The sequence below is a fragment of the Georgenia satyanarayanai genome, assembly GCF_900116375.1.
GTDB classification, from domain to species: domain Bacteria; phylum Actinomycetota; class Actinomycetes; order Actinomycetales; family Actinomycetaceae; genus Oceanitalea; species Oceanitalea nanhaiensis.
The window spans coordinates 156,586-178,845 of sequence record NZ_UETB01000007.1 but is presented as its reverse complement, the minus strand read 5'-3'; the positions used below and the strand labels follow the sequence as shown (position 1 = coordinate 178,845).

At 72.7% G+C, this 22,260-nt stretch carries 17 protein-coding genes and 1 pseudogene; 14 read left to right on the top strand and 4 right to left on the bottom strand.

The genetic code is table 11. The features are described from left to right. Together DSZ44_RS18295 and DSZ44_RS11220 are read left to right on the top strand one after the other, a co-directional pair. Positions 1–423, top strand: a pseudogene (locus DSZ44_RS18295) (hypothetical protein); the annotation flags it as partial. A 71-nt stretch (positions 424–494) separates the two neighbouring features. Continuing rightward, positions 495–1,154, top strand: a complete 660-nt coding sequence (locus DSZ44_RS11220) for a 3-keto-disaccharide hydrolase (protein ID WP_110852717.1) — start codon at positions 495–497, stop codon at positions 1,152–1,154. Between the two features lie 4 nt (positions 1,155–1,158). Here the strand turns inward: DSZ44_RS11220 and DSZ44_RS11215 are convergent, their stop codons facing one another. Continuing rightward, complete coding sequence (locus DSZ44_RS11215) at positions 1,159–2,373, bottom strand: ROK family transcriptional regulator (RefSeq protein WP_110852716.1); 1,215 nt, start codon at positions 2,371–2,373, stop codon at positions 1,159–1,161. Between the two features lie 107 nt (positions 2,374–2,480). Here DSZ44_RS11215 and DSZ44_RS11210 point away from each other — a divergent pair, with 107 nt between their 5' ends. From DSZ44_RS11210 to DSZ44_RS11170, 9 genes are all read left to right on the top strand, one after another. Further along, the gene (locus DSZ44_RS11210; RefSeq protein WP_110852715.1) at positions 2,481–4,001 is read left to right on the top strand and encodes a sugar ABC transporter ATP-binding protein; all 1,521 of its coding nucleotides are present in this window, start codon (positions 2,481–2,483) and stop codon (positions 3,999–4,001) included. Continuing rightward, positions 3,998–5,101, top strand: a complete 1,104-nt coding sequence (locus tag DSZ44_RS11205) for an ABC transporter permease (protein WP_110852714.1) — start codon at positions 3,998–4,000, stop codon at positions 5,099–5,101. The genes DSZ44_RS11210 and DSZ44_RS11205 overlap by 4 nt, the downstream gene beginning before the upstream one ends. Positions 5,102–5,165: 64 nt before the next feature. Next, positions 5,166–6,227, top strand: a complete 1,062-nt coding sequence (locus DSZ44_RS11200) for a substrate-binding domain-containing protein (RefSeq protein WP_110852713.1) — start codon at positions 5,166–5,168, stop codon at positions 6,225–6,227. Between the two features lie 62 nt (positions 6,228–6,289). Further along, positions 6,290–7,471 carry a Gfo/Idh/MocA family protein gene (locus DSZ44_RS11195; RefSeq protein WP_258369435.1) on the top strand — a complete coding sequence of 394 codons (1,182 nt, stop codon included), beginning with the start codon at positions 6,290–6,292 and terminating at the stop codon, positions 7,469–7,471. Between the two features lies 1 nt (position 7,472). After that, entirely contained in the window at positions 7,473–8,474 is a 1,002-nt protein-coding gene (locus tag DSZ44_RS11190; RefSeq protein ID WP_110852711.1) for a sugar phosphate isomerase/epimerase family protein, read from the top strand. Positions 8,475–8,613: 139 nt separating this feature from the next. Next, a complete protein-coding gene (locus tag DSZ44_RS11185; RefSeq protein WP_110852710.1) occupies positions 8,614–9,813 on the top strand; it encodes a CAP domain-containing protein in 1,200 nt (399 codons plus the stop codon). A gap of 50 nt (positions 9,814–9,863) precedes the next feature. After that, positions 9,864–11,051 carry a glycosyltransferase family 4 protein gene (locus DSZ44_RS11180; RefSeq protein ID WP_258369434.1) on the top strand — a complete coding sequence of 396 codons (1,188 nt, stop codon included), beginning with the start codon at positions 9,864–9,866 and terminating at the stop codon, positions 11,049–11,051. Next, a complete protein-coding gene (locus tag DSZ44_RS11175) occupies positions 11,048–12,514 on the top strand; it encodes a glycosyltransferase (protein ID WP_110852709.1) in 1,467 nt (488 codons plus the stop codon). The genes DSZ44_RS11180 and DSZ44_RS11175 overlap by 4 nt, the downstream gene beginning before the upstream one ends. Before the next feature lie 9 nt (positions 12,515–12,523). After that, positions 12,524–14,311: an ABC transporter ATP-binding protein gene (locus DSZ44_RS11170; RefSeq protein ID WP_110852708.1), complete on the top strand. Its 1,788-nt coding sequence runs from the start codon at positions 12,524–12,526 to the stop codon at positions 14,309–14,311. 108 nt (positions 14,312–14,419) lie between these two features. Here the strand turns inward: DSZ44_RS11170 and DSZ44_RS11165 are convergent, their stop codons facing one another. Together DSZ44_RS11165 and DSZ44_RS11160 are read right to left on the bottom strand one after the other, a co-directional pair. Then, the gene (locus DSZ44_RS11165) at positions 14,420–14,959 is read right to left on the bottom strand and encodes a hypothetical protein (RefSeq protein ID WP_110852707.1); all 540 of its coding nucleotides are present in this window, start codon (positions 14,957–14,959) and stop codon (positions 14,420–14,422) included. A gap of 80 nt (positions 14,960–15,039) precedes the next feature. Next, complete coding sequence (locus DSZ44_RS11160) at positions 15,040–16,182, bottom strand: glycosyltransferase family protein (RefSeq protein WP_146237529.1); 1,143 nt, start codon at positions 16,180–16,182, stop codon at positions 15,040–15,042. Positions 16,183–16,237: 55 nt separating this feature from the next. Between DSZ44_RS11160 and DSZ44_RS11155 the strand changes: the two genes are divergently transcribed. Next, positions 16,238–16,654: a VOC family protein gene (locus tag DSZ44_RS11155; RefSeq protein WP_110852705.1), complete on the top strand. Its 417-nt coding sequence runs from the start codon at positions 16,238–16,240 to the stop codon at positions 16,652–16,654. 15 nt (positions 16,655–16,669) lie between these two features. Here DSZ44_RS11155 and DSZ44_RS11150 read toward each other — a convergent pair whose 3' ends face one another. Further along, positions 16,670–18,772: an acyltransferase family protein gene (locus DSZ44_RS11150; protein ID WP_110852704.1), complete on the bottom strand. Its 2,103-nt coding sequence runs from the start codon at positions 18,770–18,772 to the stop codon at positions 16,670–16,672. 182 nt (positions 18,773–18,954) lie between these two features. Between DSZ44_RS11150 and DSZ44_RS11145 the strand changes: the two genes are divergently transcribed. Together DSZ44_RS11145 and DSZ44_RS11140 are read left to right on the top strand one after the other, a co-directional pair. Further along, on the top strand, positions 18,955–20,250 hold the full coding sequence (locus DSZ44_RS11145) for a nucleotide sugar dehydrogenase (RefSeq protein WP_110852703.1): 1,296 nt from the start codon (positions 18,955–18,957) through the stop codon (positions 20,248–20,250). A gap of 7 nt (positions 20,251–20,257) precedes the next feature. Continuing rightward, positions 20,258–22,234: a DUF6541 family protein gene (locus tag DSZ44_RS11140; protein WP_110852702.1), complete on the top strand. Its 1,977-nt coding sequence runs from the start codon at positions 20,258–20,260 to the stop codon at positions 22,232–22,234. Positions 22,235–22,260 lie beyond the last annotated feature (26 nt).

Below are 22,260 nucleotides of genomic sequence, written 5' to 3'. Positions count from 1 at the left end.
GTGGTGTTCCACTACGGCCGGGAGGCCGACATGGTGCTCGTGGGTGACTGGGACGGCAACGGGACGGACACCTTCGCGGTGCGCCGGGCCGCGACGTACCACGTGAAGAACTCCCTGCGTGGTGGGGACGCGGACACGGTGTTCACCTACGGCCGGGCCGGTGACGTCACCCTGACCGGTGACTGGGACGGCAACGGGAGCGACACCCTGGCCGTCCAGCGGGGTCGCACGTACTACGTGAACAACTCCCTGCGTGGCGGGGACGCGGACACGGTGCTGACCTTCGGCCGCCTGGGCGACGAGGTCTACGTCGGTGACTGGAACGGTGATGGCACCGACACCCTCGGTGTCCGCCGCCCCGTCGGTGAGGCGCCCGCCTCTGCCGGCGGCAAGTCGATCGGCTCGATCGCCAAGGCGAGCTGACCGTTCCCGGTGGCTGGGCCTCCTCCTCGGAGGCCCAGCCGCCGGTACCGGACGGGGAGGTGCGGACCGCAATGTCTACTTGCACGTGCACGGCCGCCGTCGTCGGCGCCCTCGCGCTCGTGGTGGGCTGCACCTCCCCGGACCCGATCGACCAGCCGTGCCCGCTGTCCCAGGAGGGCGACCGTGCCCTCTTCGACGGCACGCAGGAGAGCCTGGACCGGTGGCGCATGGCAGGACCCGGCAGCTTCGAGCTGCAGGAGGACTGCTCCCTCCGCACCGTCGGCGGGATGGGTCTGCTGTGGTTCCCCGACACGTTCGAGAACTACCGGCTCACCCTCGACTGGAAGGTGGCCGGGGACGACAACTCCGGGGTCTTCATCGGCTTCCCCGAGCCGGGCGACGACCCCTGGGTGGCAGTGAACGAGGGGTACGAGATCCAGATCGACGCGACCGACGCGCCCGACCGCACCACCGGTGCGATCTACCTCCACCAGGGCGCTGACCGAGCGGCTGTCGCTCAGTCGCTCGAACCACCGGGGGAGTGGAACACCTACGAGATCACCGCCGAGGGACGGACCGACACGGTTCTCCTCAACGGCACGCTCGTCAACAGCTTTGACTCAGACCGCTCCGACGGTGACCTGTCCGGTCACGTCGGCCTCCAGAACCACGGTGAGGACGATGATGTGTACTTCCGCGACATCTACGTCGCCGAGCTCGTGGACCGCTGAGGTCTCAGGACTTGACGAGGAGCTGGTCGATCGCCGGTGCCGAGAGCACCTGCTGCGACACCATCTGCGAGGCTCCCAGGACGCCGGCGCGCCCCTCGGTCTGCGAGGCGACGATGCGCAGGTGCTGGGTGGCCAGCGGCAGCGACCGGCTGTACACGACCTCGCGGATGCCGGCGAGCAGGTGCTCGCCCACCTCCGAGACGATCCCGCCGATGACGATGACCGAGGGGTTGAGGAGGTTGACGCAGCCGGCGACGACGTCGCCGATGTCCCGGCCCGCCTGGCGCACCGTCTGGCTGGCGGTGATGTTGCCCGAGCGGACGAGGTCGACGATCTGCGCGGTGCGCTGGATGTCCACACCCTGCGCGCGCAGCGACTCCACGACGGCAAGGCCGCTCGCCAGCGCCTCCAGGCACCCCACGTTGCCGCAGCGGCAGGGGATCTGGCGCCCGCGAGGCACGGCGATGTGGCCCAGGTCCCCGGCAGCGCCCAGGGCGCCGCGCCGCAGCTCGCCGTCGGAGATGATCCCCGCGCCGATGCCGGTGGCGATCTTGATGAACACGAGGTCCTTGACGTCCTGCCACCGCGCGGCGTGCTCACCGAGCGCCATGATGTTGACGTCGTTGTCGACGAGCACCGGCGTCGGCAGCGTGCGCGCCACGTGGCCCGGCACGTCGAAACCGTCCCAGCCGGGCATGATCGGCGGGCTGATGGCGCGACCGAGGCGGTGCTCGACGGGACCGGGAAGGCCGATGCCCACGCCGGCGACGTCGGACACCGGTCGACCGAGCTCCTCGACCATGTCGCACAGCGCCGTCGTCACCGCGTCCAGGACCACCTCGGGCCCGTCGGCGATGGCGATCTCCAGCGACCGCTCGCTCAGGACCGTCGAGGCGAGGTCGGTGATGGCGAGACGGCCGTGGCTCACGCCGAGATCGGCGGCCAGGATGATGCGTGCCCCAGGATTGAAGGCGAAGGTGGCGGGGGGACGACCGCCCGTCGAGGACGCCTCGCCCGCGGGAACGATGAGGCCGGAGCCGAGCAGCTCGTCGATGCGCGCGGCCACCGTTGGGCGCGCGAATCCGGTGACGGCCGCGAGGTCCGCTCGGGTCCTGGGCCGCCCGTCCCGGATCAGCTGAAACAGCGTGCCGGCCGACCTGGGGTCGGTCTCTCGGCGGACGTCACCTCGCTCCTCGAGGCCTGTCGGAAGTATGACCATGCACCGAGTAAACCACCGATGCTTCGACAGGTCACGCTCACGTAACTATCTTCCCTCTGCCCGACTTTTGATTGACGGACATCAGAATGCCCCCATACAGTGTCGCCATGGTCACAGCAGACCCCAACACCCCCCTCCTTCAGATCACCGACGTCATCAAGCACTTCCCGGGCGCGAAAGCTCTCGACGGCGTGGACCTCGAGGTCCGCGCCGGCGAGGTGCACTGCCTCCTCGGTCAGAACGGCGCGGGCAAGTCAACCCTCATCAAGGTCCTCGCCGGCGCGCACCAGCCGAACTCCGGAGAGATCCGGTGGAACGGCGAGGTCGTCACGATCGACTCGCCGACCGCGGCCATCGCGCTCGGCATCGCCACGATGTACCAGGAGCTCGACGTCGTCGACGGTCTCACCGTGGCGGAGAACATCTACCTCGGGCACGAGCTCTCGCGCGGGGGCGTGCTCCGCAAGGCGGAGGCACACGCCCGCACCCGCGAGCTGCTCGAGCGCCTGGGCCACGGCGAGATCTCGCCCGGCCGTGAGGTGGGCAAGCTCTCGGCCGCCGGCAAGCAGATCGTCTCCATGGCCCGGGCGCTGTCGCACAACGCGCGGGTCATCGTCATGGACGAGCCCTCCGCCGTCCTCGACCCGGAGGAGGTGGAGAACCTCTACCGCGTCGTGCGGGCGCTGCAGGCCGACGGTGTCGCGATCATCTACATCTCCCACCGCCTCGAGGAGATCCGGCAGATCGGTGACCGCATCACCGTCCTCAAGGACGGGCGCACGGTCGCCGAGAACCTTGCTGTAGCGGACACGCCCACCCCGGACCTCATCAGGCTCATGACCGGGCGCACCGTCGAGGGCGACTTCGGCGGCGGGCGCGGGTCCCACGAGCGGGGCGAGCCCCTGCTCGAGGTCGAGGACCTCTCCCTGGCCGGGGTCTTCGACAAGGTGAGCTTCACGGTCCGGGCCGGCGAGATCGTCGGCCTCGCGGGGCTCGTCGGTGCCGGACGGTCGGAGATCCTCGAGACGGTCTACGGGGCACGCAAGGCCACCGGCGGGACGGTGCGCGTCAAGGGCAAGAAGGTCGCCCGCGGCTCGGTCCCCGCCGCCGTGGCCGCCGGCATCGGCCTCGCGCCCGAGGAGCGCAAGAGCCAGGGCCTCCTTCTCGACGAGCCCGTCTACCGCAACATCACGCTGTCGACGTTCGGCCGTTTCGCCCGCTCGGCCTTCCTCAACGAGCGGGCCGAGCGGCGCGCGGCGGACGAGCAGATCCGCTCGCTGCAGGTCGCACCGGCCGACGGCGCGCGGCACATCCGCACCCTCTCCGGAGGCAACCAGCAGAAGGCCATGCTCGCGCGGTGGCTCGTCCACGGCTGCGACATCCTGCTGCTCGACGAGCCGACCCGCGGCGTCGACGTCGGTGCGCGCTCGGAGATCTACAGCCTCATCCGCAGCCTCGCCGCCCGGGGGGCGGCGGTGCTCATGGTCTCGAGCGAGATCGAGGAGGTCCTCGGCCTGGCCGACGACGTCCTCGTGGTCGCCGACGGCCGCGTGGTCCACCAGGGCCCCGCTGACCAGATCGACGAGCACGGCGTGCTCGACCTCGTCATGGAAGGAACTCACGCATGAGTGAGAACACCGCGGCAGGCACCTCCGCGACCGGGGCAGGTTCCCCGGTCCTGCCGCCCACGAACCGCGAGCAGACGCCCGGTTCCAGCAAGAAGTCGGCGGGGCTACGGCTCGGCGGCGGCTCGGGCGTGGCCCGCAACCTCGGGCTCGTCATCGCCCTGGCCCTGCTCTGCGTGGTCGGTGTGGTCACGGCCGGCGAGCGGTTCCTCAGCACCAGCAACATCACGACGATCCTCGCGCTGGCCGCGACGATCGGGATCCTCAGCGTCGGGATGACCTTCGTCATCACCGGCGGTGGGATCGACCTGTCGGTCGGTTCCGTCCTCGGCCTCGCCACCGTCTGGGCGACGACGCTCGCCACCCAGACGATGGCCGGCGACATCCACTGGATCGTCATGGCGCTCGCCGCCCTCGTCGTCGGTACGGCTGCGGGCCTCGTCAACGGGATCATCGTCGCGTACGGACGGGTCGTGCCCTTCATCGCGACGCTCGCCATGCTCGTGGCCGCACGAGGTCTCGCCGAGATCATCTCCGACCGGCGAACGCTGCTCATCCCGGCCAGCTCGCTGGAGGGGGAGCGCCGGAGCACCGTCGACGGGTTCATGGACTTCTTCGGTGGCGACTTCCTCGGCCTGCCGGTCACGGTGTGGATGTTCATCGTCATCGCCGCGCTCGGCTGGGTGCTCCTCAACCGGACGACCTTCGGCCGTCGCACCGTCGCCGTCGGAGGCAACCCGGAGGCCGCGCGGCTCGCGGGCATCAAGGTCCAGCGACACACGATGTACCTCTTCGCGCTCGCCGGGCTCGCGGCCGGTATCGCGGCGATCACGATGCTCGCTCGCACCGGAGCCGGAACCTCCACCCACGGCTACCTCTACGAGCTCGATGCCATCGCTGCTGTGGTCGTCGGTGGCACCCTGCTCATCGGTGGTCGCGGAACGATCGTGGGCACCGTCTTCGGCGTGCTCATCTTCGCGACGCTCCGCAACGTCTTCATCCTCAACAACCTCTCCACGTCGGTGCAGGCCGTGGCGCAGGGCACGATCATCGTCCTCGCCGTCCTGCTCCAGCAGCGGATCGCTGCCCGTGGGTCCAAGTAGCCCCCCGTCCCTGTCCCCAACCCCTGTCAGCACAACCCGTTTTCCGTTCAAGGAGGAACCCCTCATGTCCGCACGCACCACGCGCCGCCGGTTCGCCGTCGCGGCCGGCCTCTCCGCCGCCCTGCTCCTCGCCGGCTGCACCGGCAACACCCCCGAGGAAGTCGAGGGCGAAGGCAACGACGACGGCGGCACCACCAACGAGCAGCCCGGCTCGAGCAACGACGAGACCGGCGAGACGGTGACCATCGGCTTCTCCGCGCCGGCCGCCGACCACGGCTGGATGGCCGCCATCAGCAACGCTGCCCAGGAGGAGGCCGAGAAGTACGACGACATCGACTTCCGTCCCGCCGAGGGCACCAACGACGTCAGCCTCCAGATCGCTCAGATGGAGACCTTCATCAACGACGGCGTCGACGCCATCGTCGTGCTCCCCTTCGACGGCGCGGCTGTCACCGGCGTGGCCCTCGAGGCCATGGCGGCGGGCATCCCCGTCATCAACGTCGACCGCGAGTTCTCCGACCCCAACGCCGCCCGCGTCACCGTTCTCGGTGACAACTACGGCATGGGCGTGAGCGCCGGCGAGTACATGTGCGAGCGTCTGGGCGACCAGCCCGACGCCGTCATCGCCGAGATCGCCGGTATCGACAACCTGCCGCTGACCCAGGAGCGCAGCCAGGGCTTCGCCGACGCGCTCGGCGAGTGCGGGCTCGACGTCTCCAACCGCGTTGCCGCCGACTTCACCGTCCAGGGTGGCGAGTCCGCGACGGCCAACCTGCTCCAGGCCGCGCCGGAGATCGACGCCATCTGGAACCACGACGACGACCAGGGTGTCGGCGTCATGCAGGCCATCGAGAACGCCGGCCGTGACGAGTTCTTCGTCGTCGGTGGCGCCGGTTCGGCCAACGTCATGCGGGACATCCAGTCCGGCGAGTCGCTCGTCGAGGCCACGGTCGTCTACCCGTCGACCCAGGCTGCGGACGGCATCCGCCTCGCCCGCCTGCTGGCCCAGGGCAAGGCCATGTCCGACCTGGTCGAGGTCGAGGTCCCGCGCCTCGTCCAGCTCTACGCCCCCGTCGTGACGGCGGACAACGTCGACCAGTACATCGACTCGGCCTTCGAGTCCTGAGTCACCCCAGGATCCGGGGGCGCCGGCTGGTCCGGCGCCCCCGGTCCCACATCTGAAGGAGCATGATGAGCGAGGACAAGCCACGGATCGGTGTGGCGATGATCGGGTACGCCTTCATGGGGCGCGCCCACTCCCAGGCGTGGCGCAACGCGCACCGCTTCTTCGACCTGCCGCTGGAGCCGCACATGGCGGTCCTCGTGGGGCGGGACGAGCAGCGTGCGACGAGCGCCGCCCGCCAGCTCGGGTGGGACGCCGTGGAGACCGACTGGCGTCGGGTCATCGAACGTGAGGACGTCGACGTCGTCGACATCTGCACACCGGGGGACACACACGCCGAGATCGCGGTGGCCGCGCTCGAGGCCGGCAAGCACGTGCTGGTCGAGAAGCCCATGGCCAACACCGTCGCCGAGGCCGAGACCATGGCCGCGGCCGCGAACGCCGCCCGTGGCCGTGGTGTCCACTCGATGGTGGGCTTCACCTATCGCCGGGTGCCCGCCATCAAGCTGGCGCAGCAGATGGTCGCCGAGGGACGGATCGGCGAGGTCCGCCAGGTCCGCGCCCAGTACCTCCAGGACTGGCTCGCCGACGCCGACGCGCCGCTGTCCTGGCGCCTGGACAAGGAGAAGGCCGGCTCGGGCGCGCTGGGCGACATCGGCGCCCACATCATCGACCTCACGCAGTTCGTCACCGGCCAGCGGATCGCCGGGGTGTCGGGCATGCTCGACACCTTCGTCGCCGAGCGCCCCGTCGCCGAGAGCTTCAGCGGCCTGCACGGCACCGGCGGCACCGAGCGTGGCCCGGTCACCGTCGACGACGCCGCGATGTTCCTCGGCCGGCTCTCGAGCGGTGCGCCCGCGGTCTTCGAGGCGACGCGCTTCGCCTGGGGCCGCAAGAACGCCATCCGCATCGAGGTCAACGGGTCGACGGGCTCCCTCGCCTTCGACTTCGAGGACATGAACGTCCTCCACTACTACGACGCCACCGAGTCGACCGAGACCGCCGGGTTCCGGCGGATCCTCGTCACCGAGCCGGACCACCCCTACATCGAGGCCTGGTGGCCCGCCGGACACGGCCTGGGCTACGAGCACGGCTTCGTCCACCAGGCCGTGGACCTCGTCCGGGCCCTCGGCGCCGGGGAGGACCCGACGCCGTCCTTCGAGGACGGCCTGCACGTCCAGCGTGTGCTCGACGCGATCGAGCGGTCCAGCGCGCAGCACAGCACCTACACGGAGATTGGAGACTGACATGGCACGACCGATCACTCTCTTCACCGGCCAGTGGGCCGACCTGCCCTTCGAGGAGGTGGCCCGGCTCGCCGGCGAGTGGGGCTACGACGGCCTCGAGATCGCCTCGTGGGGCGACCACCTCGACCCGTGGCAGGCCGCCGAGGACGACGCCTACGTCCAGAACCGGCTCGACATCCTCGAGAAGAACGGGCTGAAGGTCTACGCGATCTCCAACCACCTCAAGGGCCAGGCGGTCTGCGACGACCCGATCGACCAGCGCCACCGCGACATCCTCCCGGACCGCATCTGGGGCGACGGCGAGCCCGAGGGTGTGCGCCAGCGCGCCGCCGAGGAGATGAAGGTGACGGCTCGTGCGGCCGCTCGCCTGGGCGTCAAGACGGTCACCGGCTTCACCGGCTCGTCCATCTGGAAGTACGTGGCGATGTTCCCGCCCGCCTCCGAGGAGCTCGTCGAGGCCGGCTACCGGGACTTCGCCGACCGGTGGAACCCGATCCTCGACGTCTTCGACGAGGTCGGCGTGCGCTTCGCGCTCGAGCCGCACCCCTCGGAGATCGCCTACGACTACTGGACCACCCAGCGCACCCTCGAGGCGATCGGTCACCGGGACGCCTTCGGCCTCAACTGGGACCCGAGCCACTTCACCTGGCAGGACCTGGACCCGGTCTCCTTCCTCCTCGACTTCAGGGACAAGATCTTCCACGTCCACTGCAAGGACTCCAAGCGTCGGCTCAACGGCCGCAACGGTCGCCTGGGGTCCCACCTGCCGTGGGCGGACCCGCGCCGTGGCTGGGACTTCATCAGCACCGGCCGCGGCGACGTGCCGTGGGAGGACGCCTTCCGGATGCTCAACCACATCGGCTACGAGGGTCCGCTCTCGGTCGAGTGGGAGGACGCCGGGATGGACCGCCTCATCGGTGCGCCCGAGGCCCTTGAGTTCGTCCGCAAGCTCTCGTTCAAGCCCAGCGAGGCGGCGTTCGACGCGGCCTTCTCCACGCGCTGAGCCCGACCCCCACGGCGGCAGCCCGCACCGACTCGGTGCGGGCTGCCGCGTCGGCGTGTGTGGCGAACGTCAAATTGTCACGGTTCGATCACGCTCTTATCGTAGACAGCCGACGATCACAACCTCAGGGGGACCGACCATGACGGTACGACGCACGCTTGCTGCCGGGCTCACGCTCGGCCTGCTCCTCGTGGCGGCTCCTGCCGCCGGCAAGGGCGGAGACCTCGACGGCGAGGGCGACCGCTACCACCTGACGAACGGCTGGGCGGGAGTCACGCACCTGTCCTTCTCCTACGGCCGCGCCACCGACATTGTGTACGTCGGCAACTGGAACGGGCGGGGGACGGACTCCCTGGCCGTCCGCCGCGACGCGACCTACCACTTCCGCAACAGCCTCTCCGGCGGGGCCGCCGACACGGTCGTCACCTACGGCCGCGCCGGGGACGTCGTCCTCATGGGCGACTGGGACGGCGACGGCGTCGACACCCCCGTCGTGCGTCGTGGCGCGCAGTACCACGTGAAGAACAGCCTGCGCGGGGGTGACGCCGACGAGGTCATCACCTACGGCCGCCCCGACGACGTCGTCCTCATCGGAGACTGGGACGGCGACGGCACCGACACCCTCGGGGTGCGCCGCGAGAACGTCTACCACCTGAAGAACTCCATCAGTGGCGGGGACGCCGACTCCGTCGTCACCTACGGCCGCGCCGACGACGAGGTGCTCGTCGGCGACTGGGACGGCCGGCGCGGGGACTCCCTCGGCATCCGCCGCGGCGACGTCTTCCACATCAAGAACTCCATCAGCGGCGGCAACGCCGACATCGTCATGGCCTACGGCAACGAGGGCGACGCCGCGTTCGTCGGGGACTGGGACGGCAACGGCACCGACTCCATCGGCCTGCGCAGCCCCGAGAGGTACCCCGCCGCCCCGCCCGTGGGCAGCATGCGGGAGTACGACGAGCGGATGATCGAGATGATCAACGCCGAACGCCTCTCCCGGGGCATCGGTCCCGTCCGCGCCTGGCCCGAGCTGCGGGCCGCCGCCGTGCGCCAGTCGCAGGCCATGGTGGAGCTGGGCCGCATCCAGCACGCCGCCTGGGACACGATCAGCTCCGAGGCGCGTGCCGCCGGCTGCTCCCCGGCGTCGGAGCACATCGTGCGGACCTGGCAGCAGCGCGGGGAGACCCCCGACCCGCGCGCCGCGATGGACTGGTACATGAACTCCGAGGTCCACCGCAGCGGGATCCTCAACCCCGAGTACCGGTACGTCGCCACCGGCTCGGTGGAGGCCGGGAACTACGCCTACAACACCCAGCGCTTCTCCCGCGCCTGCTCCTGACGTCGCGCCCCTGAGCGGGGGCGTGGCCCGGCGCGGCTAGGGTGGGGACCGTGGAGGGAGCGCGCGAGGGCAGACCGTTGCACGTCGTCGTCGCCACCCGGATCTTCGCCCCCGAGCCCGCCGCCGCCTCCCTGCGGCTCGGCGCGCTCGTCCGCGAGCTGGCGGCCGCGGGCCACCGCGTCACCGTCCTCACGACAACGACCCCCGACGACGCCGGCTACGTGCCTCCTCCGGGCGTGCGGGTGCTGCGCCGGCCGGTGCTGCGGGACAGCGACGGGTACGTCCGCGGCTACGTCCAGTACCTCAGCTTCGACCTCCCGCTCGCGCTGCGACTGCTCACCACCCGGCGCCCCGACGTCGTCGTCGTCGAGCCCCCGCCGACGACGGGACTCGTGTGCACGGTCGTCTCCCGGCTGCGGCGGGTCCCGGTCGTCTACTACGCGGCCGACGTGTGGTCCGACGCCGTCGTGACGGCGGGCATGCCCCGGGTCGTCGCCACGGTGCTGCGCGGGCTCGAACGCGTCGTCCTGCGTTCGGCGCGCGCCGTCCTCGCGACGTCCACCGGCGTCGTCGAGCGGGTCCGAGCCCTCGGGGCGCAGGCCACCGTCGTCGGCAACGGCGTGGACACGACCGTCTTCCACCCCGGCGGCCCGGCCGTCGAGGGCGAGCGCCCCTACCTCGTCTACACCGGTACCGCCTCGGAGGTGCACGGCGCCGACGTCTTCACCCGTGCCATGGGCCGGGTGGTCGCCGCGCGACCGGACGCCTTGCTCGTCTTCATCGGGCAGGGCAGCGACGTCGCGGCCATGCGCCGTCAGGCCGAGGAGCTGGCGCCCGGCGCGGTGACCTTCCTGCCGCGGATGCCGCCCGAGGAGGTCGCGCGCTGGATCCGCGGTGCTCGGGCGTCCCTCGCCTCGGTGCTGGCCGGGGCCTACGCCTTCGCCTTCCCGTCCAAGCTCTACGCCGCGGCCGCCTGCGGGACGCCGGTGCTCTTCGCCGGCGTCGGGCCCGCGCGCGAGCTCGTCAGCGAGGGGCGCCTCGGGCAGGTGGTCGAGCACGACGTCGAGGCCGTCGCCGCCGCCATGGTTGCCGCCCTGGACGACGTCGACGGTGCCTCCGCACCGGCGTCCCCCGAGCGCCGCCGGCGGGCTGCCTGGGCCGCCGCCCACGTCTCCGCCGCGGCCGCTGCCCGCCGCGCCGTCGACGTCGTCGAACGGGCAGCGAGGAGTGCGCGGTGACCGACCTTCCCCGGCCCGACGGGCGCGCCACCCGGGTGGCGATGCTCGTCTACAACGACGCCCATGCCGACTCGCGCGTCCTCAAGACCGCGCACTCCCTGCGCGAGGCCGGCGCGGAGGTGACGATCCTCGCCGTCTCCCGCGCCCACCTGGGCTACCCGGCCACCGCCGAGCGGCTGCCCGACGGCGTCGAGCTCGTCCGCGTGCCCGAGCCTGCCTTCATCACCTGGGTGCCGCGCCTCAAGCGCACCCTGGCCCGAGTAAGAACTCAGCTCTCGGCGCGAAAGGGAGGCGGCGCCCGACCTACCGCCGACAGCGCACTTACCGCCGACAGCGCACTTACCGCCGACAGCGCACTTACCGCCGACAGTGCACTTACCGTCATGGCCTCGCCGCGGCCGGCGGTGCGGGGCGCCGTCCTCGCGAGGGTCCTCGACCCGGTCGACCGGCTCGCCCGCACCGCGATCCTCGTCCACTACTGGGTGATGGCCGTGCGGGAAGGTCGCCGCCGCCTGCCCGACGTCGTCCACGCCAACGACGGCAACACCCTCGTGCCGGGCCGTCTCATCGCCCGGCGCACCGGCGCCCGCCTCGTCTACGACTCCCACGAGCTGTGGCGCCACCGCAACGTCCGCGACCGGCCGGTCGGCAAGCACGTCGAGGCTCTCGTCGAGCGCGTGGTCGTCCGCCGCGCCGACGGCGTCATCACGGTCTCCCCGTCCATCGCCCGCTGGCTGCAGCGCACCTACCGGCTGCGTGAGCTGCCCACCCTGGTGCGCAACATCCCGGCCGCCGGGGAGCCGACCGACCCGGCGCACGGCCGGCTGCGCCAGCTCGCGGGTCTCGCGCCGAGCGACCAGGTCATCGCCTACGGCGGGCGCATCACGACGAGCCGCGGGCTGGAGGAGACGATCCAGGCACTCGCCCTGCTGCCCACTCACGTCCACCTCGTCGTCCTCGGCTACGGGGACCCCGGCTACCTCGCCCAGCTGGACCGCCGCATCGAGCAGGCCGGCGTGCGCGACCGGGTCCACATGGTCGGCAAGGTCGCCCCGCACGAGGTCGCGGGCGCGCTCGCGGACGCCGACCTCTCGATCGTCTTCGTGCGCCCCACGTGCCTGTCCTACGAGTACTCCCTGCCGAACAAGCTCTTCGAGGCGATCCACGCGGGCCTGCCCGTCGCCGCCGCGGACCTGCCCGACACCCGCGAGGTCGTCGAGCGCTACGGCGTCGGGGAGATCTTCGGCCTCGTCCGCCCCGACGACGACGGCGAGGTGCCGCCGTCGTCCACCGACGCCGAGGCCGCCGCGATGGCCGCCACGATGACCCGCATCCTCACCGACCCGGACGCCTACCGGCGCGCGGCCCGCACCGCGGCGACCGAGCTGACGTGGCAGCACGAGGAGGAGTCGCTCCTCGCCCTGTACCGCCGCGTCCTCCGCGCCGGGCCCGCCCGCCCGTAGACTCCCAGCGTGAGGAACGTCCTGAGCATCGTCCGCCCGCTGCTCAGGGTGCTCCCGGACGGGAGCCGGCGCTTCCTCCTCACCTACGGGATCCTCACCGCCGCGCTCGCGCTGCTCGACCTCGTCGCGCTCGGTCTCGTGGCCACCATGCTCCAGGCGGTCGTCGGTGACGGCGCTGCCTCCCTGCCGCTCATCGGTGACCTCACGACGACCGCCGGTCAGGTGACGGCGCTGGTCACCGTGTGCGCCGTCATCGTCCTCAAGGGCGTCTTCGCCGTCGCCCTGCTGCGCGTGGCCACGCGTCGCTTCGCCAGCCACGAGGTCGCCATCGGTGACCGGCTCTTCGCCGCCTACCTCGCCTCGCCGTGGGGCGACCGGCTGTCGAAGAACACCTCCGAGCTCGTCCGCACCGTCGACGTGGGCGTCGGTGTCACGGTCGCCGGTGTCCTCATCCCGACGATGACGCTCTTCGGCGAGGTCGGCACGATGCTCGCCGTCGTCGTGGCCATCGTCGTCTTCGACCCGCTCATCGCCGCCGTGACGATCGTCTACCTCGCGCTCGTCGCGCTGCTGCTCGCCGGGATCATCTCCCCGCGCGCCGTCGCGGCCGGACGGGAGAACCGGAACTGGTCCCAGCGCACCGTCCGGGTGCTGTCCGAGGCGCTCGGGGCGCTCAAGGAGGTGACCCTCGCCGGGCGCACGCCCGACGTCCAGGCGCGGGTCCACGAGACCCGCGGCCACTCCTCCCGGGCGCGCGCCGAGGCCAACTTCCTCGGCCAGGTGCCGCGCTACGTCCTGGAGACGGCCCTCATCATCGGCTTCGCGCTCATCGCCGGCGTCGGCTACCTCACGGGCGGGGCGGAGGGTGCCGTCGCCGCCATCGGCATGTTCGGCATCGCCGGCTTCCGCCTCGTGCCCTCCCTCACCCGCATGCAGACCGTCCAGTCCACGGTGAACTCCAACGCCGCCTACGCGCGCCAGGTGGTCGCCGACATCGACAGCTCCGAGGCGCTGCTCGACCGCCGCGCCGCCGACCGGCCGCAGCACGAGCTCGCCGTCGAGCACCCCGACATCGTGCTGGACGGCGTCACCTTCGCCTACCCCGGCGCCGAGACCCCCGCGCTCGACGGTGTGAGCCTGCGCATCCCCGCCGGCGCGCACGTCGCCTTCGTCGGGTCCTCCGGCGCGGGCAAGTCGACGATGGTCGACATCCTCCTCGGGCTGCTCGAGCCCACGGCCGGTCACCTCGAGGTGGGCGGGGAGCGTCTCGAGCTCGTCCTGGACTCCTGGCGCCGCCGCATCGGCTACGTCCCCCAGGACGTCTCGCTCTTCGACGCGACGGTGGCCGAGAACGTCGCGCTCACGTGGGAGCGGGAGAAGGTCGACGACGACAAGGTGCGCCGCGCCCTGCAGCGCGCCCAGCTCATCGACACCGTCGAGGCCCGCGAGGGTGGCATCGACGCCCGCATCGGGGAGCGTGGCCTGGCCTTCTCCGGAGGGCAGCGCCAGCGTCTGGGCATCGCCCGCGGCCTGTACAACGACCCGCGCGTGCTCGTCATGGACGAGGCGACCAGTGCCCTGGACACCGCCACCGAGGCGGCCGTCACCCGGGCCGTCCGCGACCTGCACGGGGAGGTCACGGTCATCACCGTCGCCCACCGGCTGGCGACGATCCGCGACTCCGACATCGTCTTCTTCCTGCGCGACGGCCGGCTGGTGGCGCAGGGCAGCTTCGCCGAGGTCGTCGCCCAGGTGCCCGACTTCGCCGAGCAGGCAGCGCTCGCGGGCCTCAGCTGACCCCACCGCCTCCCCCCACCGCCTCCCGCCGGGTACGCACATACGGTCAGGCTGGGGGCGGCGGCAAGCGCTTGCCCCTGACTGTCGGTGCGTACTCGGCGGAGAGGGTCAACGCAGGCCGCGGAGCACGCCGGCGACGGGGCGCTGCTGCTCGCCCTGCTGAGCCGACAGGACGACGATCGTCCCGGTCAGCGCGGGGATCGCCCACTGCGTCAGACGCAGCCGGCGCTGGGCCTTCTTGAGCTTGCGCGAGGCGCCGGGTCGGGGCTCTGTCGCGCCCGCGCCGCCCTCGTCGGCGTGCTTGGCGACCTTCGCGCCGAGCACACCGCTGTAGGCGGTGGCGAGCATGGCGGCGAGCGTCACCGCGGTCTTCACGGTGGTGTTGGCCTGCACCTCCGGCTGCTTGGCGAGCCGGGCCTTGTTGCCCTCGAGGAGGATGATGCCGCCCACGGCGTGCGCGCCGATGGCGAGCGCGTTGACCGGCGCCCACCGGCCCCAGCCTGCCGAGGACAGCTCGAGCCGTTCGCGCGGGTCGCGGGCCTCGGCCGCGGCACCGTTGAGGCCGATCGCGCCCATGAGGGAGCCACCGAACCAGGCCGCGAGGCCGACGTCGTGAAGGCTGCGGGCGAGGGTGTTGCGCTCAGACATGAGGGGTCCTGTCGTCGTCGGGTCGCTGGGACGTCGTCCAGTGTGCGTCACGTCACAGGCTCGCGCGCGTGGAGAGGACGTCAGCCGAGGAGCCGGTCCAGCACGCCGTCGGCGACCGCGGCCTCCGTCGCGAAGCTCAGCTCCCGGCTCGCCGCGTGCGCCGCGTCCTTGAACCCGGCCACGCGCTCGCGCGAGAGCCGGGCGAGGGACGCGGCGGCCGCCTCCGCCGAGAAGTCCTCCGCCACGACCCCGAGCCCGTGCTCGGTGACCACCCGGGCCATCTCCGGGCTCGGACCGACCGCGACGGCGAGGCGCGCCTGCACGAAGTCGAAGAGCTTGTTGGGCAGCGTCCGGGCGGCGTTGGCGTTGAAGGGCGGGATCCAGAAGACGCCGACGTCGTAGCGGTTGAGCGTGGCCGGCAGCGCCTCGGGGGCGACGGGGTCGTGGAACGTCACCGCCGGCAGGCCGGCCGCGCGCTCCTGCAGGCTACGGAGGTAGCGCCCGCCGTCACCCCCCGGCACGAGGTAGAGGTCCAGGGACCAGCCCTCGCCGAGCTGCCCGACGACGTCGAGCATCGTCTCGAGGCTGCGGCCCGGGATGGCCCCGCCGGAGTGGACGAGCCGCACGGTGGAGCCGGCGACGGCGGTGGGGGACAGGTCCGCCCACGGGGCCGCGTTGCGCATGACCTGCGGACGCACGCCGTAGCGCTCGGCGTAGAGGTCGGCGATGGAGGCGGCGACCGTCGTCGTCGCCGCGCAGCGTGGCAGGTAGGTGCGGCAGAGGTGGTCCATGAGCGGGGCGACGAGCAGCCGCCAGGACGTGACGTGGCTGCGCTCCTGCGGCGCCCACTCGTGCAGGTCCGCCCACACGGGTGCGCCGGCAGCGAGGCGGTGCGCCACCGGCAGGGCGCGTGCGTCGTTCGCGACGACGGCGTCCCACCGGCCGCCCGCCGCCAGCCGCAGCGCCTGCTGGGAGGCCGGGGCAGTGAGCTCGGCGGCACGCCAGCGTCGCGCCGCCAGCAGCGCCACCCCGCGGGGTGTCTGGGGCAGGGAGGCGGCGCCGTCGGGAAGCCGGAGGTGCTCGTCGGAGCCGGCCGGGCGCGGCCCGTACCCGATCGTCGTCACGTGGGCCCGGCGGGCGACGACGGACAGCTGGCGCAGCACGCGGGCGTCGGAGTGGATCGGGGAGAAGGAGACCACGAGGACGCGGGGACGATCGGGCACCGCCTGAGGCTATCCGGTGACACGATGGTCCGGTCGCCCGGACGGAAGGACTGCGGTGGACCCTCGGATCAGCGTCGTCACCCTGGCGGTGCACGACCTCGCCGCGAGCCGTCGCTTCTACCTCGAGGGCCTGGGGTGGACGGCCGTCGTCGACGTGCCGGGCGAGGTCGTCATGGTGCAGGTCGGTGAGCACGTCGTGCTCTCGCTGTGGGACGAGGCCGCCTTCGAGGCGGAGGTCGGCCCGGTCTCCCGCGGCGACGGCGTCCCGCCGGTCACCCTCGCCCACAACGTCGCCACCGTCGAGGAGGTCGATGCCGTCCTCGCGGCTGCCGGGGCCGCCGGTGCGTCGCGGGTGAGCCGCGGTGAGCGCCGCGAGTGGGGCGGGTACTCGGGCTACTTCGCCGACCCGGACGGCTTCCGGTGGGAGGTCGCCTACAACCCCGGGCCCGTGGGGCGGCTGCTCCTGCCCTGAGGTCCTCGGCCGGGGTCAGTCCCCGGCCAGCTCCTCGACGACGGGCACGAGCTCGCGGGCGAGCACCGGCGTCAGGGAGCGGACGTAGGTGTCGGTGAGGTGGGAGCCCTGCCGGTAGACGAGGACGTCACCGATGACGGGCACGCACTCCTCGGCGGGGCACACGTGCTCGGTGAGGTCGACGACGCGTGCCGTGTCCACCCGCTCGGCGGCCGCGCGCTGCGTGAGGGCGGCGCTCTCCGCGATCCCGGTCTCCCGGTCGAAGGCGCACTCCTCGAGGGACTGGAGGTTCTCGGCCACGCACTCGTAGACGCTGAGGTCGGGCGGAGCGGGGTTGTCGAGAAGGACGGCGACGGGGATGCCGAGCTCGGCGAGCTCCTCCCACCGCTCGACGAGCCCGTCCTCCATCGCCTCGGTGGTGCGGTCGTCCGGGGTCTCCCGGCTCGTCGGGGCGAAGGGGCTACGTTGGGAGGTGAGCACGACGTCAGGCTGAAGGTCCGCCACGGTGGCGAGGGCGTCATCGTTCCAGGTGACACAGGTGTCGTTGACCGCCCCACCCGCTACCGGCAGCGCGGCCGTGAAGGGGCAGGCGGACTTGATGAGGTAGACGAGGCGCCAGCCCTGCTCCTCGGCCACGGCGTCGATCGCGGACTGCCACTGGAAGATCTTCGAGTCCCCGATGACTGCCACGGTGAGGTCGCCGTCGGGGTTCCCGTACTCGCAGACGACGAGGTCGTCCTCGGTGACGTCGACGTCACAGTCGTCGGCGTAGCCGACCGGTACGTCGTCGGGGGCGTCGACCGGGGCCGGGACGAAACCCTCGACCTCGGCGAGCGAGGCGAGCGACCCTGGGCCCGTCGTCTGCCCTGCGCCGTCCTCGAGGGCGGCCGCGCCGCTCGCCGCGCCGGCCGAGGGAGCTGTGATCGGTACCGCGAGGACGAGAGCGAGCCCGGCGGCGACGCCCACGAGGGAGAAGTTCGCGCCGATGGACAGCGCCAGACCGTCGGACCGCGAGACGCTCCCGGAGAAGCGGATCGGGTTCTCCACGAAGCGGTAGCTGAGGTAGGCGGGCACGACGGCAGCCGCCATGACGAGGAGCCCACGCTTGCCGCCGAGGTCCCCCCACAGGGCCGTGGCCGCGACGATGAGGGGCCAGTGCCACAGGTAGAGGGAGTAGGAGAGGCCGCCGACCCAGACGGCGGGCTTCCACGCGAGCAGCCGGGCCGGCCCTCGGTTGCCGTGGACGAAGCCCGCGACGATGACTGCGGCGGTGCCGAGGGTGGGCAGCAGCGCGGCCGAGCCGGGCCAGGTGACCTCGGAGGTGAGGAGGAGTCCGCTGAGCACGACCGTCGCCAGCCCGGCCCACCCCAGCACGGTGGCCACCGCCCGGGGCAGTCGGCCCCACTGCGTGGCCCCGATCGCGACGAAGGCGCCGATCCCCAGCTCCCACAGGCGCGTGGTCGTGACGAAGAAGGCGGCGTTCGGGCTGGCCTCGGAGTAGTGGACCGACCAGAGGAAGGACGGCACGACGATGAGGAGGATCCCGACCGCCATGACGGGACGGACGCGCAGCCGTGCGTGTCGCCGCACCAGCAGGGCGACGAGGACGAGGAGCAGCGGCCAGACGATGTAGAACTGCTCCTCGACCGCGAGGGACCAGAAGTGCTGGACCGGGGAGGCGCCGACGTCCTCGGCGAGGTAGTCGACCGAGCGGCCGGCCAGCACCCAGTTGACGACGTACAGCGCCGCGCCGACGATGTCCCAGCCGAAGGCGCGCCGGTCCACGACCGGCAGGGCCCACAGGGTGAGCGCCGCGGTGACGACGAGCACGAGGCCCGCCGCCGGCAGCAGCCGCTTGGCGCGGCGGGCGTAGAAGCGGCGCAGGGAGACCCGTCCGTCGCGCTCGATCTCGCGGATGAGCAGGCCGGTGATGAGGAACCCGGAGATGACGAAGAAGACGTCCACGCCGACGAACCCGCCCGGCAGCTGGTGCACGCCGGCGTGGTAGACGAGCACGAGGCCGATGGCGACGGCGCGCAGGCCCTCGATGTCGGGCCGGAAGGCCGAGGGACGGGCCGCCGGTGCGGGCCGTGCCATCTGCGTGTCGGTGCTCGTCACCCGTGGCTCCTTCTGGCGCGTGCGCACGGCTGGCGGAGAGGGAGGGAACGTGCCACGTGCCGGGCGAGCGTAGCCGTGCGGCTGACGTCGGCTCAACTGACACCACCTCACCCGCGTGGTCGCCGCCGCCGATATCGTGAGTCCCGGGTCCGGACCGGCCGGGCCCGGAGCTGAGGAGCACCATGCGGATCGCCGTCGTCGCCCTGGGGAAGATCGGTCTGCCGTTGGCGGTGCAGTTCGCCGACGCGGGTCACGAGGTCGTGGGGGTGGACGTCCAGCAGTCGGTGGTGGACCTCGTCAACGCCGGGACGGAGCCGTTCCCGGGTGAGGCGCACCTGCAGGAGAAGCTGGCGGAGCTGGTGCCGGCGGGACGGTTGCGGGCGACGACGGACTACGGGCAGGCGGTGCCGGGCGCGGACGCCGTGGTGCTGGTGGTGCCGCTGTTCGTGGACGAGGAGACGGGGCAGCCGGACTTCGGGTGGATGGACGCGGCGACGCGGTCGCTGGCCGAGCACCTGAGGCCCGGGACGCTGGTGTCGTACGAGACGACGCTGCCGGTGGGCACGACCCGGGGCCGGTGGAAGCCGATGCTCGAGGAGGTGTCCGGGCTGGCCGAGGGGGAGGACTTCCACCTGGTGTTCTCCCCGGAGCGGGTGCTGACCGGGCGGGTGCTGGCCGACCTGCGCCGCTACCCCAAGCTCGTGGGTGGGCTGAGCGAGGCCGGGACGGTGCGGGCGCGGGACTTCTACGAGGCGGTGCTGACCTTCGACGAGCGCCCGGACCTGGCCCGGCCCAACGGGGTGTGGGACATGGGCAGCGCGGAGGCGGCGGAGATGGCCAAGCTGGCCGAGACCACCTACCGGGACGTCAACATCGGGCTGGCCAACCAGTTCGCGGTCTTCGCCGACAAGGCGGGCATCGACGTGTACGCGGTCATCGAGGCGTGCAACTCCCAGCCCTACTCCCACATCCACCGCCCGGGCATCGCGGTGGGTGGGCACTGCATCCCGGTCTACCCGCGGCTGTACCTGTCGACGGACCCGGACGCCTCGATCGTGCGCACCGCGCGCGAGCACAACGCCGGCATGCCGGCCTACGCGGTGGACCGGGCGGCGGAGCTGCTGGGGGACGTGTCGGGGCTGCGTGCGGTGGTGCTGGGTGCCGCCTACCGGGGCGGGGTGAAGGAGACGGCGTTCTCCGGGGTCTTCGCCACCGTCGCGGCGCTGCGCGGGCGGGGTGCGGCGGTGTCGGTGCACGACCCGATGTACACCGACGCCGAGCTGAGCGCCTTGGGCTGGGAGCCCTACCACCTGGGTGAGCCGGCCGACGTCGCGATCCTCCAGGCCGACCACGCCGACTACCGTGCGCTCACCCCCGCCGACCTGCCCGGGGTGCGCCTGCTCGTGGACGGGCGCCAGGTCACCGACCCGGCCGCCTGGGCCGGCACCCCGCGCATCGCCATCGGCGCGGGCCGTTGAGCACCGCATGAGCTGGTGGGCCCTGGTGCCGGACGCCCTCGCCCTGGCACTCCTCGCGGTGGTGCCGGGCGCGCTCGCGCTCCGGCTCCTCGGCGTCCGCGGCCTGGCCGCGCTCGCCGGGGCGCCGCCGGTGACCGTCGCGGCGCTGGGCGTGCTCAGCGTGCTGCTCGCCCCCCTCGGCGTCGCCTGGCGGCTGCCCGCGGTGCTCGCGTGCCTGGCCCTCCTGCTCGCCGTCCTCGGCGCGCTCACGTGGCTCGTCTCCCGCCGTCGTGCCACCACACCCGACGGCGGCGCCTGGCGTCCCGGACCACTCGGGACCCGCCGGGCCCTCGCCGTGGCCGCCGGCACCACAGCCGCCACCGTCCTCCTCGCCGTCCCCTTCGTCGCCACGCTGCCGGCCCCCGACGCGCCCCTCCAGCAGTGGGACGCGGTCTTCCACCTGGGCGCGCTGGTCACCGTGCGCGAGACCGGCGTCGTCACCCCGCTCGGGGGGCTGGCCCCGCTCTACGGCGACGGCACCCTGGCGCCGTACTACCCGACGGGCTGGCACGCGCTCCTCGCCCTCGCGCCCGGCGCCTCGGTGCCGGCGGTGACCAACGCCGGGGTACTCGTCCTCGGCACCGGGGTGTGGGTGCTGGGCCTCGCCGGCCTGGCGCGCGAGGTCTTCCACCGCCGCACCCTGCCGGCCGTGCTGGCCCCGCTGCTCGCCGCCGGCTTCGTCGCCTACCCCGTCGTCCAGCTCACCGTGCTGGCCCAGCTCGCCAACGGGCTGTCGACGGCGCTGCTTCCCGGCGCGGTGCTCCTCGTGCTCCGGGCGGTCCGTGCGGTCCGCGCCCGGGCGGGGGCGCCGGCCGTCGCCGGGACGCTCGTCGCCGCGGCCGCCGGGGTGGGCGGCGTCGTCGTCGCGCACGCGAGCGGCCTGTTCTCCCTCGCGCTCGTGGCGGGCCCGCTCGTCGTCGGGGCGCTGGGTGGCTGGGCGCTGCGGCTCGTCCGGGCCGGGCACAGGGCCGCCGGCGGCGGGGTGCTCGCGGCGCTCGCCGCCGCCGTCGTCGCAGTCCCGGTGGTCCTGGCGAACCTCGACGCGCTGTCGTCCGTCGTTGGCTTCGAGCGCGCCAGCGGCCGCAGCCACCTCGCCGCGCTGCGCGAGGTCCTCCTCGACCAGACCCTCGCCTACAGCTACCCGGGCGACGGCAGCGGACATCTCGCCGTCATGGCAGCCACCGTCGTCGGTGCCGTCCTCCTCGTCCTGCACCGTCGCCACCGGTGGCTGACGGCCGCCCTCGTGCTCCCGGTCGCGCTCGCCGTGCTCGCCGCCGGCCCCGCCGACCACCCGCTGCGCTGGCTCGCGGCCTTCTGGTACACCCAGGCGGGCCGCATCGCCCCGGTCGCGGTCGTCCCCGCCGTCCTCCTCGCCGCCTACGCGTTCACGACGGCGGTGGACGCCGTCCGACGTCGCGTCCCGGCCCGCACGGCCGGGCACCTCGCGCTCGCGGCGGTGCTCGTGGTCGTCATCGGGACGGCGGTGGCGCGCCTGCCGCTGCAGGCCCGGGTGGTCGCGAGCGCCTACGTGCCGGGCGAGCTGGCCTGGGGGACGATGGCGACGGCGCAGGAGCTGGCGATGATGCGGGAGCTCGACCTGCCGGCCGGCGCCGTCGTCGTCGGGGACCCCTTCAACGGCTCCGCCCTGCTGCCCGCAGTGGCGGGGGTCGACGTCGTCTTCCCCCAGCTGGGGGCGAGCGGGATGTCCCCGGCCCAGCGCGTGCTCCAGGAGGGGCTCGCCGCCATCCACGAGGACCCGGCCGTGTGTGCGGCGCTCGCGGACGTGGGGGCCACCCACCTCTACCAGGACACCGCCACGGGGCAGGACGGCGCCAAGGTCGACGACCGCACCGCCGCGATGCGTGACGTCAACGTGAGCGAGGGCTTCACCGAGGTCGCCCAGGCCGGCACCGCGGCTGTCTACCGGATCGACGCCTGCCGCTGACGTCCTCGGGCGCGGGGTGGTGGCAG

Coding starts and splice junctions, on each gene's coding strand:
- DSZ44_RS11185 (WP_110852710.1), top strand. CDS start 8,614: ATGACGGTACGACGCACGCTTGCTGCCGGGCTCACGCTCGGCCTGCTC.
- DSZ44_RS11220 (WP_110852717.1), top strand. CDS start 495: ATGTCTACTTGCACGTGCACGGCCGCCGTCGTCGGCGCCCTCGCGCTC.
- DSZ44_RS11145 (WP_110852703.1), top strand. CDS start 18,955: ATGCGGATCGCCGTCGTCGCCCTGGGGAAGATCGGTCTGCCGTTGGCG.
- DSZ44_RS11165 (WP_110852707.1), bottom strand. CDS start 14,959: ATGTCTGAGCGCAACACCCTCGCCCGCAGCCTTCACGACGTCGGCCTC.
- DSZ44_RS11210 (WP_110852715.1), top strand. CDS start 2,481: ATGGTCACAGCAGACCCCAACACCCCCCTCCTTCAGATCACCGACGTC.
- DSZ44_RS11190 (WP_110852711.1), top strand. CDS start 7,473: ATGGCACGACCGATCACTCTCTTCACCGGCCAGTGGGCCGACCTGCCC.
- DSZ44_RS11215 (WP_110852716.1), bottom strand. CDS start 2,373: ATGGTCATACTTCCGACAGGCCTCGAGGAGCGAGGTGACGTCCGCCGA.
- DSZ44_RS11200 (WP_110852713.1), top strand. CDS start 5,166: ATGTCCGCACGCACCACGCGCCGCCGGTTCGCCGTCGCGGCCGGCCTC.
- DSZ44_RS11205 (WP_110852714.1), top strand. CDS start 3,998: ATGAGTGAGAACACCGCGGCAGGCACCTCCGCGACCGGGGCAGGTTCC.
- DSZ44_RS11195 (WP_258369435.1), top strand. CDS start 6,290: ATGATGAGCGAGGACAAGCCACGGATCGGTGTGGCGATGATCGGGTAC.
- DSZ44_RS11140 (WP_110852702.1), top strand. CDS start 20,258: ATGAGCTGGTGGGCCCTGGTGCCGGACGCCCTCGCCCTGGCACTCCTC.